The organism is Nonomuraea sp. 3N208 (genome assembly GCF_052245935.1).
Taxonomy (GTDB): Bacteria; Actinomycetota; Actinomycetes; order Streptosporangiales; family Streptosporangiaceae; genus Nonomuraea.
Map to the genome: position 1 here is coordinate 119,570 of NZ_JBQQBR010000005.1, position 17,144 is coordinate 136,713.

15 protein-coding genes are annotated in these 17,144 nt (G+C 69.1%); 6 read left to right on the plus strand and 9 right to left on the minus strand.

Going from position 1 to position 17,144, the window contains the following annotated elements; translation table 11 throughout:
- The first annotated feature begins 57 nt into the window (after window positions 1–57).
- Both ACTWPT_RS08785 and ACTWPT_RS08790 read left to right on the plus strand, forming a co-directional pair.
- Window positions 58–246 carry a hypothetical protein gene (locus ACTWPT_RS08785; protein ID WP_443176759.1) on the plus strand — a complete coding sequence of 63 codons (189 nt, stop codon included), beginning with the start codon at window positions 58–60 and terminating at the stop codon, window positions 244–246.
- A gap of 49 nt (window positions 247–295) precedes the next feature.
- Entirely contained in the window at window positions 296–646 is a 351-nt protein-coding gene (locus ACTWPT_RS08790; protein WP_443176760.1) for an antibiotic biosynthesis monooxygenase family protein, read from the plus strand.
- Between the two features lie 4 nt (window positions 647–650).
- On the opposite strand, the gene ACTWPT_RS08795 is transcribed toward ACTWPT_RS08790, so the two are convergent.
- A complete protein-coding gene (locus ACTWPT_RS08795) occupies window positions 651–1,247 on the minus strand; it encodes an HD domain-containing protein (RefSeq protein WP_443176761.1) in 597 nt (198 codons plus the stop codon).
- 151 nt (window positions 1,248–1,398) lie between these two features.
- Between ACTWPT_RS08795 and ACTWPT_RS08800 the strand changes: the two genes are divergently transcribed.
- Window positions 1,399–3,030 carry a heparinase II/III domain-containing protein gene (locus tag ACTWPT_RS08800; RefSeq protein WP_443176762.1) on the plus strand — a complete coding sequence of 544 codons (1,632 nt, stop codon included), beginning with the start codon at window positions 1,399–1,401 and terminating at the stop codon, window positions 3,028–3,030.
- Between the two features lie 36 nt (window positions 3,031–3,066).
- Here the strand turns inward: ACTWPT_RS08800 and cimA are convergent, their stop codons facing one another.
- Both cimA and ACTWPT_RS08810 read right to left on the minus strand, forming a co-directional pair.
- Window positions 3,067–4,641 (minus strand): citramalate synthase, encoded by a 1,575-nt coding sequence (cimA, locus tag ACTWPT_RS08805; protein WP_443176763.1) that lies wholly within the window; start codon window positions 4,639–4,641, stop codon window positions 3,067–3,069.
- A 184-nt stretch (window positions 4,642–4,825) separates the two neighbouring features.
- Window positions 4,826–5,461: a DsbA family protein gene (locus ACTWPT_RS08810; RefSeq protein ID WP_443176764.1), complete on the minus strand. Its 636-nt coding sequence runs from the start codon at window positions 5,459–5,461 to the stop codon at window positions 4,826–4,828.
- Window positions 5,462–5,484: 23 nt separating this feature from the next.
- Between ACTWPT_RS08810 and ACTWPT_RS08815 the strand changes: the two genes are divergently transcribed.
- Window positions 5,485–6,129, plus strand: a complete 645-nt coding sequence (locus ACTWPT_RS08815) for an O-methyltransferase (RefSeq protein WP_443176765.1) — start codon at window positions 5,485–5,487, stop codon at window positions 6,127–6,129.
- A gap of 4 nt (window positions 6,130–6,133) precedes the next feature.
- On the opposite strand, the gene ACTWPT_RS08820 is transcribed toward ACTWPT_RS08815, so the two are convergent.
- From ACTWPT_RS08820 to serA, 3 genes are all read right to left on the minus strand, one after another.
- On the minus strand, window positions 6,134–7,231 hold the full coding sequence (locus ACTWPT_RS08820; protein ID WP_443176766.1) for a branched-chain amino acid aminotransferase: 1,098 nt from the start codon (window positions 7,229–7,231) through the stop codon (window positions 6,134–6,136).
- A 221-nt stretch (window positions 7,232–7,452) separates the two neighbouring features.
- Window positions 7,453–8,499, minus strand: a complete 1,047-nt coding sequence (locus ACTWPT_RS08825; RefSeq protein WP_443176767.1) for a 3-isopropylmalate dehydrogenase — start codon at window positions 8,497–8,499, stop codon at window positions 7,453–7,455.
- Window positions 8,500–9,253: 754 nt separating this feature from the next.
- On the minus strand, window positions 9,254–10,843 hold the full coding sequence (gene serA, locus ACTWPT_RS08830) for a phosphoglycerate dehydrogenase (protein ID WP_443176768.1): 1,590 nt from the start codon (window positions 10,841–10,843) through the stop codon (window positions 9,254–9,256).
- A gap of 244 nt (window positions 10,844–11,087) precedes the next feature.
- Here serA and ACTWPT_RS08835 point away from each other — a divergent pair, with 244 nt between their 5' ends.
- Both ACTWPT_RS08835 and ACTWPT_RS08840 read left to right on the plus strand, forming a co-directional pair.
- Window positions 11,088–11,942, plus strand: coding sequence for a hypothetical protein (locus ACTWPT_RS08835; RefSeq protein WP_443176769.1), 855 nt, complete (start codon window positions 11,088–11,090; stop codon window positions 11,940–11,942).
- Between the two features lie 97 nt (window positions 11,943–12,039).
- The gene (locus ACTWPT_RS08840) at window positions 12,040–13,401 is read left to right on the plus strand and encodes an MFS transporter (protein WP_443176770.1); all 1,362 of its coding nucleotides are present in this window, start codon (window positions 12,040–12,042) and stop codon (window positions 13,399–13,401) included.
- Here ACTWPT_RS08840 and ACTWPT_RS08845 read toward each other — a convergent pair.
- From ACTWPT_RS08845 to ACTWPT_RS08855, 3 genes are read right to left on the minus strand one after another with little or no spacing between them, the layout of a single operon-like run.
- Window positions 13,361–15,955, minus strand: a complete 2,595-nt coding sequence (locus tag ACTWPT_RS08845) for an FtsX-like permease family protein (protein WP_443176771.1) — start codon at window positions 15,953–15,955, stop codon at window positions 13,361–13,363. The genes ACTWPT_RS08840 and ACTWPT_RS08845 overlap by 41 nt on opposite strands.
- On the minus strand, window positions 15,952–16,635 hold the full coding sequence (locus ACTWPT_RS08850) for an ABC transporter ATP-binding protein (protein ID WP_443176772.1): 684 nt from the start codon (window positions 16,633–16,635) through the stop codon (window positions 15,952–15,954). Before ACTWPT_RS08850 ends, ACTWPT_RS08845 begins: the two co-directional genes overlap by 4 nt.
- On the minus strand, window positions 16,632–17,144 hold the full coding sequence (locus ACTWPT_RS08855) for a PadR family transcriptional regulator (RefSeq protein WP_443176773.1): 513 nt from the start codon (window positions 17,142–17,144) through the stop codon (window positions 16,632–16,634). The genes ACTWPT_RS08850 and ACTWPT_RS08855 overlap by 4 nt, the downstream gene beginning before the upstream one ends.

Sequence of the window (17,144 nt, forward strand, 5' to 3'; positions counted from 1 at the left end):
CGGCTGGAGTCCGTGTTGCAGCGCATTTCCCGGATAGCTGAGGTTAGCTGAGGGGGCATGAACAACGTCCAGTGGACGCCGCTGATCGGCCTGGCCGTCGGCATCGTTCTCGGGGTGGTCGGCGCGTTCGGCGGCTTCGGCGCGTTCCTGCTCGTGCTCGGGCTCGGCGCGGTCGGCTTCGTGGCCGGACGGGTCGCCGCGACGGGCGAGGTGAACGTGTTGGGCCTGTCCCTGAGGCGCAAATGATCCGCGTTAGCCTGGAGCCCTCAGTTGCGCCGTACGAGAGGGGCTCCCGTTGTCCGTCGTGAAGATCAACGTGCTGACCGTGCCCGCGGACATGCGGGAGGAGCTCGAAAAGCGCTTCTCCAACCGGGCCGGGATGGTGGAGTCGGCCGACGGGTTCGAGTGGTTCGAGCTGCTCAGGCCCGTAGACGGCACCGAGCGGTACCTCGTCTACACGCGCTGGCGCAGCGAGGAGGACTTCCAGAAGTGGCAGTCGAGCCAGGCGTTCGCCCGCGGGCACGCCCAGGCGGCCGCGTCCGCCGCCGCCCAGGGCCAGGGCCACGGGCACGGGCAGGGTCCCGCGGCGACGGGCTCCGAGGTGTGGACCTTCGAAGTCGCCGAGACCGCGGGCCCCAAGGCCTAGCGCGCTACGCGTCCAGCGGGTTGCGGGCGATGCGGTCGAGGACGCCGCCTGCCACGAACCGGCCGGCGATGCTCTCGGGCTTGCGCGTGCCCTGCTCGGAGATGCACACGGCGAACTCCTTGGCGATCTCCAGCCGCGGATAACGCTCCAGCACCTCCCGCCGCACCTCGGCGGGGATCTCGTCGGTACGGCGGCCGGAGATGTCCATACCGGTGGACAGCTCCAGCAGGTGCCCCTCGGGATCCTCCGCCACCGGCACCTCGTCCCACATGTGCCGGATGATCACCTCGGCCGCGCGTGACCTGCGCTCGGGCGACCACCCGGCCCCGGCGGCGAAGGCCCAGGCCACATGCCCGCCCGCCTCCTCAAAGGGCACCGTGTGGCTGTCGAACTCGGCGACCAGTCCGAGGTCGTGCAGCATGGCCGACACGTAGAGCAGCTCGGCGTCGAACGCGATGTCGTTGTCCTGCGCGTACGCGGCCGCCCACAGGTAGGCGCGGATCGAGTGGTTGAGCAGCGACGGCGAGTGGTAACGGCCGGCCAGTTCGAGCGCGCCGCGGCAGGCGGGCGTGTCGGGAATCACAAGGTCGTCGAATCTCACGGAAACAAGCATGCCAGTGGGGCATCGCGCGGTTAACGAATCGGGCACGTAGCTTGACCTGTTGATCGTAATTCGGTCAGCATGTTCCGCCGTCTTTATTTGCTCGGGAGCTCCGCTCCCTTCTCCAGCTTTTGTCCCGGAAGGAACTGGCGTGCGCCGGCTCGCGATACCTCTTACCCTCATGCTCGCCCTCGGCGGGCTCGTGAGCCCCGCTCAGGCCGACAAAGTGACGCGCACCGCGCAATGCCAGGGCGACTGGCTGCCAGGCACGCCGACGGCCGACGAGGTCATGCGGGGCGAGCTCTCACTGGTGGGCCTGCCGGCGTACAAGCTCGGCAAGAAGATCAACTGGGACGCGAGCCCGTACAAGAACCGTTCGTGGGAGTTCGTCTTCCAGTCGCTGCGCTGGATGGGCACGCTGGTCGTCGAGTACGAGAACACCGGCGAGCGCGACTACCTCGACCGCGCCGAGGAGATCGCGAAGGACTGGGTGGCGAACAACAAGTACGGCGCCCGCGGCACCCAGCCGTACGTGTGGAAGGACCACCCGGTCTCGCTGCGCACCCAGCCGCTGCTGTGCCTGAGCATGCACGTCAAGGAGAGCTGGCTTAAGGACAGCCTGGCCGCGCACGCCAAGCTCCTGTCGGACTCGCGCCTGTACAAGAAGGGCCACAACCACGGCATCGACCAGGACATCGCGCTCATGGGCATCGGCTGCAGGTACGGCCGCAAGGACTGGGCGGATCTGGCCTCCAGGCGGCTCACCGGCACCGTGGCGATCGACGTGGACGCGCAGGGCGCGCTGATGGAGCAGGCGCCGCGGTACGCGGTCTACGTCTACAGCCGGCTCCAGTTCGCGATGACCGTCATGAAGTCCTGCGACCGCAAGGTGCCCGGGACGATCGCCTCGCGTACCGAGGCGCTGAAGGACTTCATCGCCCACGCGACCATGCCGAACGGATACATGGCGCCCCTGGGGGACGGCAGCGCCGAGACCGAGCCGAAGATGGAGACGGGCACGCCGAAGCAGGAGGTCAAGGCGTACCGGGCGGGTTACGTGTTCGGCCGGACGGCCTGGGGCAAGCCCGAGTCGGCGTACTACTCGATCAGGTTCGGGCCGGGCATGAAGTTCCACGGTCACGAGGATCACCTGGGCGTCACGTACTACGCGCAGGGCCGCGACATCCTCGTCGACGGCGGCTTCCACTCCTACGAGAAGAGCTCCTACCGCTACTGGACGATGTCGCCCGAGGCGCACAACGTCCCGACCGTGGTCGGAGCCCGGTTCAGGCCGCGCACGTCCTCCAAGCTCACGGAGACGAAGTACGGCTCGGACCGGCAGTCGTTCCGGCTGACCGACAAGGCCTACGGGGTGAGCCGGACCCGGTCCGTGCTGGTGAACCACGGCGAGGACGTGATGGCCGTCCTGGACACGGCCTCCGGTGGCAAGAAGGTCAGGAACATGTGGCGCTTCGACCCCTCGCTCAAGGTGGTCTCCAACGGCGGCGGCAAGGTGGTGCTTGAGGACGGCAAGTTCAAGGTCACGCTGCTGCAGTTCTCCGCGGGGTGCGACCGGGTCGGCGGGCAGAAGGTGGAGCGCGGCGGGAAGCTCGGCTGGGTGTCGCCGACATACCTGTCGAAGAAGCCGGCCAACGTGGTCGTGTCGCCGGCGGCCAAGTCACTGCTGACGGTGATCGTGCCCGGTGCCGCGTCGCCCAAGGTGTCGTGCTCGGGCGGGAAGGTCACGGTCGACGGCGTGTCGTTCCCGCCCGACCTGTTCTAGAGGCGGCCGACGCGCCGGCCGCCTCTGCAGGGCTTGTCAGCAGTCGCGGCCGGCACGCAGCAGGCCGTATGTGACCGCCTGCTCCAGTGCTTGCCAGGAGGCGTCGATGATGTTCTCGGCCACGCCGACGGTGGCCCATTCGGCCGTGTCGTCGCTGGAGGTGATGAGGACGCGGGTGATGGCGTCGGTGCCGTGCGTGTCCTCCAGTATGCGCACCTTGAAGTCGACCAGCTCCAGCTTGGCCAGCTCGGGGTAGAGCTGCTCCAGCGCCAGGCGCACGGCCTTGTCCAGGGCGTTGACGGGGCCGTTGCCCTCGCCGGTGGCCACGATGCGCTCGCCCTTGGCATGCACCTTGACGGTGGCCTCGCTGACCAGCTCGCCGCCCTTCGTCCGCTCGACGATGACCCGCCAGGACTCCACCTCGAAGTGCCGCTTGCGCTCCCCCGCCACGGTGTCACGCAGCAGCAGCTCGAAGGAGGCGTCCGCGGCCTCGAACGTGAAGCCCTTGGACTCCAGGTCCTTGACCCGCTCGACCAGCGTCTTGGTGTGCTCGGGCGTCAGCTCGTAACCCAGCTCGCGGCCCTTGAGCTCGACCGAGGCGCGCCCTGCCATGTCGGAGACCAGCATGCGCATGTCGTTGCCGACGGCGGCCGGGTCGATGTGCTGGTAGAGGTTGGGGTCGACCTTGATGGCGCTGGCGTGCAGGCCGGCCTTGTGGGCGAAGGCCGACATGCCGACGTACGGCGCGTGCGAGTTGGGGGTGACGTTGGTGACCTCGGTGATCGCGTGCGCGATGCGAGTCATGTCGGCGAGCGCGGTCGGCGGCACCAGGTCGAAGCCCCGCTTGAGCTGGAGGTTCGCGACGACCGTGAAGAGGTTGGCGTTGCCGGAGCGCTCGCCGTAGCCGTTGGCGCAGCCCTGCACGTGGGTGGCGCCCGCCTTGACGGCGGCCAGCGTGTTGGCGACCGCGCAGCCGGTGTCGTCGTGGCAGTGGATGCCGACGCGCGCGCCGGCCTGGACGGCCTCGTGGACGATGTCGGACAGCTCGTCGGGGAGCATGCCGCCGTTGGTGTCGCACAGGGCGATGACGTCGGCCCCGGCTTCGGCGGCGGTCCTGAGGACCTCCAGCGCGTAGGCTGGGTTGGACTTGTAGCCGTCGAAGAAGTGCTCGGCGTCGAGGAAGACCCGCTGTCCCCCCGCACGGAGGTGGGAGACCGTGTCGCGGATCATCGCGAGGTTCTCCTGGAGAGTCGTACGGAGGGCCAGCTCCACGTGCCGGTCGTGACTCTTGGCGACAAGGGTCACGACCGGCGCGCCGGATTCGCGCAAAGCGGCCACCAATGGGTCGTCGGCTGCCTTCACACCGGCTCGGCGGGTCGCGCCGAACGCGGCGAGTTGCGCATACTTCAGGTCCAACTCTGTTTGAGCGCGCCTGAAGAACTCTGTGTCCTTGGGGTTGGCGCCCGGCCAGCCCCCCTCAATGAAACCGACGCCCAGCCCGTCCAGGTGACGCGCGACGGCGAGCTTGTCGGCGACGGTCAGGTTGAGCCCCTCCTGCTGCGCGCCGTCTCGCAGGGTCGTGTCGTATACGTGGAAGCGGTCGTCGGCCATGAGCCTCTCTTTTCGTGAAAACAAAAAGACCCCTCACGGACGTGAGAGGTCTGCGCGCTGGCGGTGTCCCTGTGTCAGCCAGCGCGCCTGCCGATAATGAGCAGACTGTAGAACATGGTGTCACCCAGTGTGCCATAGCGATTCACCACTCGGCACACCGGTCTCACCCAATGGGATGTCCAGGTCACACCGCCACTCCGATTCCCCCGGTGATGGCACGTTCGAGCGCGGCGGCGTCGAACGCCTCGTTGCCCAGCATCCGCCCGTCCAGGACCAGGGTCGGCGTGCCCTCCAGCCGGATCGTGGCCGTCTGCTCCAGGTGCGCCTTCGCGTACGACTGCGACGTCACGCACTCGTCGACCGCCGCGCCTGCCTTCCTGGCCGCCTTGACCAGCTCCTCGACGGTGAACCCGGACGCCACGCCGTGCGGCGCGGGCTGGATGGCGTACAGCTCGTCGCGGAAGGCCAGCCAGTTCGCCTCAGGGACGCAGCGCGCGGCCGCGGCGGCGCGGACGGAGTTGGAGCGCATGGGCTCGTCCTGGAAGATCGTCACCGGGTGGAAGACGACCTTCACCTTGCCCTCGCGCGCCAGGCGCTGGATCGTGGCGTCGACCTTGGCGTGCATGTCCTTGCACACCGGGCAGTCGAAGTCCTCGTACACGTCCAGCACAGGGGCATCGCTCGACAGGTCCGCCAGCACCATCGAGCCGTCCGCCTGCCGGCTCAGCTGTACCCCATTGGATGATTCGCCCGGCTGGGCGAACCACAACGCGGACAGAACCACGCACGCAACCACAACGGCCGCAAACCGCTTAATCACTTGCGAGACCCTATCGTGGCCGTATGAAGGCACACCTCATCGCTCCCGCCGTCGCGCAGTACGTCCTTGAACACTCCACCCAGCCCGACCCTCTGCTGGAGGAGCTGGCCAAGGAGACCATGGAGGCCGCGGGCGACTTCGCGGGCATGCAGATCTCCCCCGACCAGGGCCTTTTCCTCACGATGATCACCCAGCTGATGTCGCCTGACGTGGCCGTGGAGGTGGGGACGTTCACCGGCTATTCGTCCCTGTGCATCGCCCGTGGGCTGTCGGGCGGCCGGCTGCACTGCTTCGACGTGAGCGAGAAGTGGACGTCGATCGCGCGCCGCTACTGGGCGGAGGGCGGCGTGGCCGACCGGGTGACGCTCACTCTGGGGCCGGCCATGGAGACGCTGGCCGCCTTCGACCAGACCATCGACCTGGCCTTCCTTGACGCCGACAAGGGCAACTACCCCGGCTACTACGAGCTGCTGATCGACCGCATGCGGCCCGGCGGGCTGCTGATCGCGGACAACACGCTGCGCGAGGGGCACGTGGCCGATCCCGCCCACAACGAGGTCACGACCGTGGAGATCCGGGAGTTCAACGACCTGGTGATCGAGGACCCGCGGGTCACCGTGCTCGTGCTCCCGGTCGCGGACGGGATGACGCTGATCAGGAAGAAGTGACGAACTAGACGATCTTGTGGATCCAGCTGTGGGCGTCGGGACGGGCGCCGTACTGGATGCCGACCAGTTCCTCGCGCACGCGCATCGTCACCGGCCCAGGGGTGCCGTCGGCGATGGTCCAGGCGCGGTCGGCGCCCTTCACCGAGCCCACCGGGGTCACAACGGCAGCCGTCCCGCAGGCGAAGACCTCCGTCAACTCGCCGGACTCGCACCCTGACTGCCATTCGTCGACCGAGATGAGCCGTTCCTCGGTCTCCAGGCCGAGGTCACCGGCCAGCTCCAGGATGGAGTCTCTGGTGATACCGGGCAGCAGGGTGCCGGTCAGCGCGGGGGTGACGAGCTTGTTGCCGAAGACGAAGAACAGGTTCATCCCGCCCATTTCCTCGACGTACTGGTGTGCGCCGGAGTCCAGCCACACCACCTGGTCGCAGCCGTTCTCCACCGCCTGCCGCTGGGCGACGAACGCCGCCGCGTAGTTGCCGCCGCACTTGGCGAAACCGGTGCCGCCGGGCGCCGCGCGGGTGTACTCGGTGGACAGCCAGACCGAGACGGGCTTGATGCCGCCCGTGAAGTACGAGGCCGCCGGCGAGGCGATCGCCATGTACTTGTACGTCTTCGACGGGTAGTTGACCCCGAGGCCCGCCTGGGTGGCGATCATGAAGGGCCGCAGGTAGAGGCTGTGCCCCTCGGTGGTGGGCACCCACTCCCTGTCGGTCTCGACGAGCAGCTCGAGCGAGTCAACGAACGTCTCCTCGGGCAGCGCGGGCATGGCCATGCGGGCGGCCGAGCGGTTGAACCTGGTGGCGTTCGCGTACGGGCGGAACATCACGATCGAGCCGGTGACCTGGCGATAGGCCTTCAGGCCCTCGAACAGCTCCTGCGCGTAGTGGAAGACCGCGGTGGCGGGGTCGAGTGAGAGCGGTCCATACGGCATGAGCCTGGCGTCGTGCCACCCTCGGCCCTCGGTGTAGTCGATCGAGATCATGTGATCGGTGAAGGTCTGCCCGAATCCCGGGTTCGCCAGTACCTGCTCGCGCTCTGCCGCGGTGCGAGCGTGGTCGGATAGCTGCACGTCGAAGCTGAGCTTCTGAGCGACGGTCATGACGGCGGTCCTTCTCTCTGCGATTCTGCGAAATCTACCGAATCCTGCGGACCTGCGGATCCGCGAGGGTGGAGGCAGCACTGCCCGCAGGCAGTCCGTACTTCCTATTGTCTCGCTATATGGGATGGCAAGCGGCTGATGGGGTGTTTCATCCCACTTGGACATGAAAAAGCGCCTGGCAGCCCTTCTCGGACCGCCAGGCGCATTCGTACTAGGCGGCCCTAGCCGGATACTCGCGCGGTGATGTCGTCACCGATCTCCTGAGTGGTGCGGCCCGCCCAGCCGGCCAGGCGCTCCACGATGTCGTCGGCGACCGCCTGCTCGACCTTCGCCGCCTGCTCGTGCAGGCCGAGGTGGTCGAGGAGCATGGCGACCGACAGGATGGTCGCGGTCGGGTCGGCCTTGCCCTGCCCGGCGATGTCGGGCGCGCTGCCGTGCACCGGCTCGAACATGCTGGGCGTGGTGCGCTCGGGGTTGATGTTGCCGCTGGCGGCCAGGCCGATGCCGCCGGCGATGGCCGCGCCGAGGTCGGTGATGATGTCGCCGAACAGGTTGTCGGTGACGACCACGTCGAACCGCTCCGGCTGGGTCACGAAGAACATCGAGGCCGCGTCGATGTGGCAGTAGTCGGTCGTGACCTCGGGGTATTCCTCCGCCAGGCGGTTGACCGTGCGCTGCCACAGATCGCCCGCGTAGGTGAGGACGTTGGTCTTGTGAACGAGCGTGAGCTTCTTGCGCGGCCGCGTCTTGGCCTTCTCGAACGCGTAACGCACCACGCGCTCGACGCCGTAGGCGGTGTTGAGCGACTCCTGGGTGGCGATCTCGTGGGGCGTGCCGCGCCGCATGGTGCCGCCGGTGCCCGCATAGAGGCCTTCGGTGCCTTCGCGGACGACGATCATGTCGATGTCCTCGGCCGGCGTGTCGGCCAGCGGAGTCTCGACGCCGGGGAACAGCTTGACCGGCCGCAGGTTGACGTAGTGGTCGAACTCGAACCGGAGGCGCAGCAGCAGGTCACGCTCGAGGATGCCCGGCGGCACGCTGGGGTCGCCGATGGCGCCGAGCAGGATCGCGTCGTAGCCGCGCAGCTCCTCGAGCACCGAGTCCGGCAGCGTCTCGCCGGTGCGGTGGTAGCGTGCCGCTCCCAGGTCGTAGTGGGTTTGCTCGATCTTCGTGCCGACGGCCTCCAGGACCTTGAGTCCTTCGGCCACGACCTCGATGCCGATGCCATCCCCGGGGATGACGGCCAAGCGGATGTTACGCGACTCCATGGGCGGTACCTTACCGGCTCGTCTCGACTGACGAACACATCATCTCATGATCTGGACAGACTCGCGGCGTACCGTGGGATGCATGTCACCCGAGAAGGTGCACCTCACCGGGGGATAAGGCCGCTCTCCTCACCACCCTGTACGGCAGGGCGCTCGACGCCAGGTCGCCGAGCCCGATACTCGGCGACGAGCTCGCCGCCGAGATGGTCGGGCAATCGACCCACGATTTCCGTAAGACCGGCATCACCGCGCGCACACACTCCACTGGAGCATCGGGGCCCGAGCGATTTGGAAGCCGTGCGTCCGAAGCGGGCGGTGTTCTACCGGCTGGAATTCTGCGGCGCGCCACCGTTGTCCCTGCGGTCCAGGGCGGTCTGCACGGCCTCCGCGGCCTCGTCGGCGTACTCTTCGGCACGGTTCCAGGCATCCATCTCGTACATGTCTCTCATCTCGTTTCGCGGGCGCGTTCCAAAAGGGACCTCGGATTCCGGTCGCGAACCCGACCGGGCCTGATCTCGTCGGTCCGGGTCACGGACCGGAGCAAGGGACTTATCGGCCGACGCACCACCGCTCACCGCGGCGAGTCGTCGACCTGCCCTAACAGGCCTCGCCGCGGCAGGTAATGAGTACGAGCACCTGGCGCATTTGTCGTTACGATACCTGAGGCATCTCGTTGGATGTCCTAGTATCTCGCATGCTGAGACAACAAAAGGCCGCCACCCGTGCGGGCGGCGGCCTTCTGCGGGACGAGTGGTCAGTCCTCCAGGTCCACCGAGCGGCCGCTCTCCGCGCCGATCTCGGACACGATCTGCTCGGAGACGTCAGCCGGGATCGCCGAGTCGACGGTCAGCGCGATGAGCGCCTTGCCGCCCTTGGTGGAACGGGCCACCTGCATCGAGGCGATGTTGACGTTGTGCTCACCGAGCAGGCGGCCGACCACGCCGACGATGCCGGGCCGGTCGGTGTAGGTGAAGAACGCCAGGTGGGCCGTCGGCTCGATCTCCATCTCGTAGCCGTTGACCTCGACGATCTTCGTGATCTGCCTGGGCCCGGACAGCGTGCCCGAGACCGAGACCTGGCGGCCGTCGGCGAGCACGCCGCGCACGGTGATCACGTTGCGCCAGTCAGGGCTCTCCGAGCTGGTCACCAGCTCGACCGCGATGCCCCGGTCCTTGGCCAGCAGCGGCGCGTTGACATAGGTGACCTGCTCCTCGATCACGTCGGCGAACACGCCCTTGAGGGCGGCCAGCTCGATCACCCGGACGTCGTGGGAGGCGATCTCGCCGCGTACCTCGACGTCGAGCTTGGTGGCGACCTCGCCGGCCAGCGCGGTGAACACCCGGCCCAGCTTCTCCGCCAGCGGCAGGCCCGGCTTGACGTCCTCGGCGACCGCGCCGCCCTGGACGTTGACCGCGTCCGGCACGAACTCGCCGGCCAGCGCCAGCTTCACGCTCCGCGCGACCTGGGTGCCGGCCTTCTCCTGCGCCTCATGCGTGGAGGCGCCAAGGTGCGGCGTGACGACGACCTCGTCGAGCTCGAACAGCGGGCTGTCGGTGCACGGCTCCTTGGCGAACACGTCAAGGCCCGCGCCGGCGACCCGGCCCTCCTTGATCGCCGAGTAGAGCGCGCCCTCGTCGATGATGCCCCCGCGGGCGACGTTGATGATGCGGACGTTCGGCTTGACCTCGTGCAGTTCCTTGTCGCCGAGCAGCCCGACGGTCTCCTTGGTCTTCGGCGGGTGCAGCGTGATGAAGTCCGACTGCTTGAGCAGCTCCTCGAAGCTGACCAGCCTGACGCCGAGCTGGGCGGCGCGGGCCGGCGGCAGGTACGGGTCGTAGGCGATGATCTCGACGCCGAACGGCAGCAGCCGCTGTGCCACGAGCTGGCCGATCTTGCCGAAGCCGACGATGCCGATGACCTTCTCGTCGAGCTCGACACCGGTGTACTTGGAACGCTTCCACTCTGCGTTCTTCAGCGCGGCGTGGGCCTGGGCCGTGTTACGCGCGCTGGCCAGGATGAGAGCGACGGTCTGCTCGGCGGCGCTGGTGATGTTGGAGGTCGGCGCGTTGACCACCATGACGCCCGCCTTGGTGGCGGCCTCGACGTCGACGTTGTCGAGTCCGACACCGGCGCGGGCGACCACACGCAGCTTGGGCGCCGCGGCGATCGCCTCGGCGTCGACCTGCGTGGCGGAGCGGACGATCAGCGCATCCACCTCGGCGAGAGCGGGCAGCAGCTGAGAACGGTCGGCGCCGTCGGTGTGGCGGACCTCGAAATCAGCACCGAGCACGGCGAGGCCAGCCTCGGACAGTTCCTCTGCGACCAGAACGACGGGCTTGTTCACGGGTGTGGATCCTTAGGGGCTCTGCGACGGGTCTTCGGGGAACACGTCCATGGGTCCCCCGGCTGTCCCACCGAGTCTATCCGCCGCTTGTGAACGTGTTCACGAGGGACCCACGATGTGAGACAGCCCAGCCCGTACCCACGGGGCCGGAAACTCATCCACTTCGCACCCACTTTTGTCTTGATCGGAAGATTTCTTGCCCATTAGCCTGATAAGCCGTGGCCAACTACCTATGGTTCGTCATATGAGCATCGGGAATCCTGCGCTTGCCGACGTGCTCGCCCAGCATGGGACGCCCCACCGTCTGCTGGGCGCTCTCGCCGATGGCGGTGTCCTGGTGGCAGTGCGACCAGATCGTTCGGTCGTCCTCGGGACGACTCAAGCCGGTGACCGCGTGTTGCTGGGCTACACCAGCCCGGCTACCTACGCCAGGCACCGTGGCAGCCATTCCCTGTCGGCCTGCGACGCCGACACCATTCTGGACATCCAGCGCGTCACCGGCGTGCGGGAGATCGTGATCGACGCGGCCGGACCAGCCGCCGCGGCCGTGCCCATCGACGACCTCCAGCGCTTCCTCACCACGACGCGCACGGGGCCCACGCCCGTCCTGTCGGGGGCGGCGCCCGCCGCCTACGCGACGGGCGCGATGGCCACCGTGTCACGCGGTGCCGCGCTGGCCCAGGTGGCCGCCCCCGCTCCGCAGGCGCCGGCCATCCCGTGGGTGCCCGCGCCGCGGCCGCACCTGTCGGGGCCGATGCAGCAGGTGGATCCGGGCTACCGGCGGTGCACGCATCCGATACTGCCGGCACTGCGCAAGGCCATCGGGCAGCTCCTCATGGACTTCCCGCTGGTGCACCACGTCTGGATCTCCGAGGCCCGCACCGCGTCCGGAGTGCCGGGGATCATGCTGCACGTGAAGACGCACATGTCGGCCGCCGAGGACGTCGTGCGCGACCTGCACCGCCTGGTGCGCGCGCGGCTGCCGCAGTTCGCGGCCAGTGGCGCGCCCATCCTCATGGCGAGGGTGGCCGACGCGCGCAGCGAGCGCCGGATGATCGAGATCGGTGCTCATGTGGTGTGCGCCGACGTGTGCGAATGACGAACCATACGGCCGGGGACCCGGGCCACCGGGTCCTTCGCCGCGTGCGGGAAACTAGGTCTCCCCAAACAAGCTCTCGCTCAGCTTCAATGGGTTCATGATCGCACCGATGGTGAGCACGCCCACGGTTTCCAGGGGCGTGCGCCTCGGCTATGGGGTGGGTTCCTTCTGCACGGCCACGGTCAACGCCGTGCCAGGGCTGCTCCTGCTCTACTACATGACCAATTTCCTGGCCGTGCCGGCGTGGCTGGCCGGCGTCGTGGTCACCGCGCCCAAGGTCTGGGACCTGGTCATCAACCCGATGGTAGGGCGCTGGTCGGATCGCACCGTCTCGCGGTGGGGTCCGCGGCGGCCGTGGCTGCTGGCCGGGGCGTGCACGCTGCCGGTCGCGTTCTTCCTGGTGTTCGCGGGGCCGCCGCTGACGGGGATGCCGGCCGCCGCGTACGTGGGCGTGTGCTTTCTGGCGACGGCGACCGCGTACGCGTTGTTCGAGGTCCCGTACAAGGCGATGCCCGGCGAGATGACGCACGACTACCACGAGCGCACGTCGCTGCTGCAGTGGCGGATGGTGTTCGTCGGCGCGGCCACCGCGGTCAGCGGCGTGCTCGCGCCGGCCATCGCCACCAGCGAGGGCGAGAACGGCTCGCTGGGCAGCTACCGGCTGATGGCGGCCACGATCGCGGTCATCATGCTGGCCGCGATGCTGGGCTCGTTCTTCGGCACCGCCCGCGCCCCCATGGCGGGCGCCCCGGACGCGGATCACGGCGGGTGGCGCGAGCAGTTGGCCGCGATCAAGGGCAACTCGGCGTTCCTGTGGCTGACCGTGCTGTCCTGCACGCAGATGCTGGCCGTGAGCATGATGCTGGCCGCGGCGCCGTACTTCGCCACCTACACGATCGGCTCGCCGAAGGCCACGCAGACGCTCTTCGCCGCGCTGGTGGGCCCGATGCTGCTGACGATGCCGCTGTGGGTGCGGCTGTCCAAGCGGTTCGGCAAGCGCGGCGCGATGATCATGGGCACGCTGCTGTTCGCCGGCGGCACGACGGCCACCATGGCGACGCCGCTGTTCGGTTCGGTGTGGGCGCATGTGATGATCGCGCTCGTGGGGGTCGGATTCTCGGGGCTGCAGTTGCTGCAGTTCTCGATGCTGGCGGATGTGATCGCGGCGGACGCGGCGCGGACGGGCAAGCGCCGGGCGGGCGTGCTGACCGGGTTGTGGACGGCCATCGAGAGCGGGGTCAGCTCGTTCGGCGCGCTGATCTTCGGTGTAATGCTGTCGATCAGCGGCTTCATCGAGTCCGAGCCGAGCAGGCCGGTCCAGCAGCCGGACAGCGCGGTGACCGCGGTCCTCATCGGAGAGACCGCGGTCCCCGCGGTGATCATCTTCGTGTCGGTGCTGATGACGTTGAAGTACCGCCTCACACCACCCGTCGCGCCAGCACCAGACGCGTCCGCGTGAACGCCCCTGTCACGAGCGCCGCCAGCAGTGGCAGCCCGATCACGAGCCCGGCCAGGAACACCCAGGGGATGTCGATCGTGGTGGGGCCGGGGTCGTAGAAAGCGGCCCCCGGCTCCCGGTTGCCGGTCCGGGTCATCGGCCAGGTGAGCGCGATGCCACTGACCGCGCCTCCGGCGAGCCCGGCCAGAGCGCCGAGACCCGAGATGTACGCGGCCTGGCCCGCCACCACGAGCCTGCGCACCAGCGGCGCCCCGCCGACGGCCGCCATCGTGTCGAGATCCTGGCGCATGTCCGCCGCCGCCAGGCCGGTGGCCGCGAACGTGCCGCCGAGCACCAAGACGATCGCCGCGCCGAGCAGCATCAGCAGCATGCCCGCGACGGACTCGTCGGCCCGCTGCTCCACGTCGACGAAGGCGCCGCCGCCCACGACCCCGAGATCGCGCTCCAGACGCTCCACGTCGGCGGGCACATGGGAGGTGTAGAGCACGCGCTCGGCCAGCTTGAACCCGGCGGCCGTCACGGCCGAGGCGGGGATCAGAGCACCGGTCTGCGCGGGCTCGGCCGCACTCGCCACCACGACCGGCACCGTGAACCTCGTGGGCTTCGTGCTGCCGCCCGGACCCCATGACTCGCTCATCAGCTCGATCACGCCGCCCCGCACCAGCCCCGCGTCGAATGCCACAGCCTTGCCCGCGCGCAACGCCGCGGCGGCCTGCGGGTCGTGGCGTCCCTGGAGGAGCGCGAGCAACCGCTCGTCGCCGATCGGCAGAGGCAGGGAGTGGCTGTCAGGTGGGACGCATGGTCTTTTCTCCCCGCACGCTCCGGGATCCCATGCGACAGTCAGGTTCACGTCCTCCCTTTGCTCGTCCTTCGCCCTCAGCCCGGAGACCAGATCCGCGCCGGGCAGCGCCTGCTCGGCCGCCGCCCGGATCGCAGACCACGCTTGATCGTCCACGTCGTACCTGCCGATGGAGAGGGTTCCCGCGGGCAACACGGTGTCCCTGTTCGCCTCGCGCTCGGCGTAAGCGCTGCTGAGACCGATGCCGATGGTGACCGCCGCCATGGTGGCCGCCATGACTGCCGCAGCGGCGGAAGCCGTGCGGACGCGGTGGCGGGAGCCGTCGCGTACGGACAGCCGGAGCGGGAGCGGCAGCCGTGCCGCGAGCCGTCCCGTGGTCCGGACCAGCCACGGCATCAGCGCGACTAGGCCGAGCACGAGGACCGCCCCGGAAGTCGCGACGGAGAGCACGCCATGGCGGACGGCGACGAAGCTCCCGCCGATCCCCAGCGCCACCAGCACCGTTCCGAGCACGGGACGACCCGCCCGCGCGTGTGTGTCCACGGCGGCGCGCCCGGCCAGCACGTGCACGGGGCTCTGCCGGCTCGCCTGCACCGCCGGCACCAGCGCCGCGGTCACCCCGCTCACCACGCCGAGCAAGGCCACACCGAGCACCTGCCACCACGGGACGTCCACCGGACCGTGCGTCCAGTCCAGCGCGCGGGCCGCGATCGACTCCGCCAACGCGCCCGCCCCGATGCCGAGCACGAGGCCGAGGAGCGCAGCCGCGCCGCCCAGCACGAGCCCGTCTGCCAGCACGATCGTCCGGAGTTGCGGGCCGGAGGCACCCTGAGCCGCGATCACCGCCAGCTCCCTGCGCCTGCGCCGCAGCCCGACCGCGAACGACGGCCCGGCCAGCAGCGCGGTCTCCGTGACGATGAGCACGACCGCGATGCCGAGCGAGGCCAGACCGCGCACGGGGCCGTCCGGGTGGAAGTCCTCTTGCCTGAGCTGGGCCGCCGTCGGGTTCTCGATCATGGCACGGGACATGACGCCCAGCCCCGCCTTGTTTAGCCGCCGGACATCGGCCCGCTGCACGGGAGCAGAGGTGTCGGCCAGCCAGCCGCTGCTGTTGCCGTCGTTCTGGTGCGGGAGCAGCCCTTCCGGCAGGGCGACCATCTCACGCAGCCCGGGACGGTTCGGGTGCTCGACGACACCGACCACGCTCACGGTCCGGTCCGGTCGCCACACCTTGATCGTGTCGCCGATATGGACGCCTCGGTCGATCATCTCGGGAGACACCGCGACCTCGCCGGGGGCGGCGGGGAGCCGGCCCTCGACGAGACGGCGCATCCCGCCGGTCATGGGGTCACGCAGGTCGACCTCGAACACGTCTACACGGTCGTAGCCGTCCGCTAAGCGGGCCTCCACGACGTTGCTCTGGTAGCGGAGCAGACGGCCCTGGAGCAGCGTGTTGATCTCCGCTGGAGTCCACGCCCGGTCAGAGCGCCGCGCCTCGCGCTGGCTCGAGGTCTGGCCGGCGTAGTCCTGCGTCACTCGAGTGCGGAACGGGAGTGTGATGATGCGCGCGTCGGCCGTCCCCAGCAGCGAGTCCAACCTGTCGCGCGGCGTGATGTCCGTGGTGGCGGAACTGGTGAGCACCGCCGTGATGACCAGCACGGGAAGGCCGATCATCACCATGATCAGCGCAGTGCGGCCCTTGAAGCGCAGTGCGTCCCTGCGCGAGATCCGCAGCGCGGCGCGGAACGCGCTCATCGCGCGCTCTCCAGCCGCACGGCGTTCGCCTCGGCGATCAGGCCGTCACGCAGGTAGACCACGCGGTCGGCCCAGGCCGCGTAGCGCGGCTCGTGGGTGACGATCAGCACCGCCACGCCCTCGTCGCAGCGGGAGCGCAACAGCTGCAGGATCTCGTCGCCGGTCGCGGTGTCCAATGCGCCGGTCGGCTCGTCCGCCAGCAGCAACGACCGATCGCCCGTCAGCGCCCTGGCGATGGCCACGCGCTGGCGCTGGCCGCCGGACAGCTCCTCGGGGAAACGGTCGGCGACCTCTTCGGCTCCCACGTCGGCCAGGGCGCCCAGCGCCTCGGCCCTGGCCCGGCCCGACCGTAAGCCGTCGAGCTCCCTGGGCAACATCACGTTCTCGGCGGCCGTCAGGGAGGGGATCAGGTTGAGGTCCTGGAAGACGTACCCGACGCTGCGGCGTCTGAGCGCCGCCAGGTCCTTCACGGCGGCGAGGTCGCGGCCCTCGATCGTCACGCTGCCTGAGGTGGGCCGGTCGAGGCCGCCGGCCAGGTTGAGCAGGGTCGACTTGCCCGAGCCCGACGGGCCCATGACCGCGACCAGCTCGCCGCTCGACACCTCCAGGCTCACACCTCTCAGCGCGTGCACCGAGCCGTGCTCGCGGGTCACGTCGCGCAAACTACTCACCACGGTCATGCGTTCTTCTCCTTCGACACGGCCTCGCAGTGGTCCAGCCAGCGCTGCTCCGCCTCGGCCTTGAAAATCAGCGAATCCAGGACCAGCCGCTGCGCCAGCCCTCCGGTGGCGGCCCGCTTGGCCTGGGTGAGGTCCTGCAAAGCGCGCATGGTGGCCATGCGCTGGGTGAGGATGACCTCGGCGACGTCGACGTCCGCGCCGGTCACGGCCATCGCGATCTTGATGGCCAGCTCGTCCCGAGGCCGGTCGTCCTGGGCGACGGGGGTGCTGAACCATCGCTCCAGCTCCGTACGACCGGCCTCGGTGATCGTGTAGACCGCCCGGCCCTGCTCGTCCGCGCCGCCCGGCGCGACCAGGCCGTCGCGTTCCAGCCGCGAGAGCGTCGTGTAGACCTGGCCGATGTTGAGCGGCCAGGTCGCCCCCGTCGACGCCTCGAATTCCACGCGCAACTGGTAGCCGTAACGCGGTCCCCTGCTCAGCAACGCGAGCAGTCCCTGTCTGATCGACAT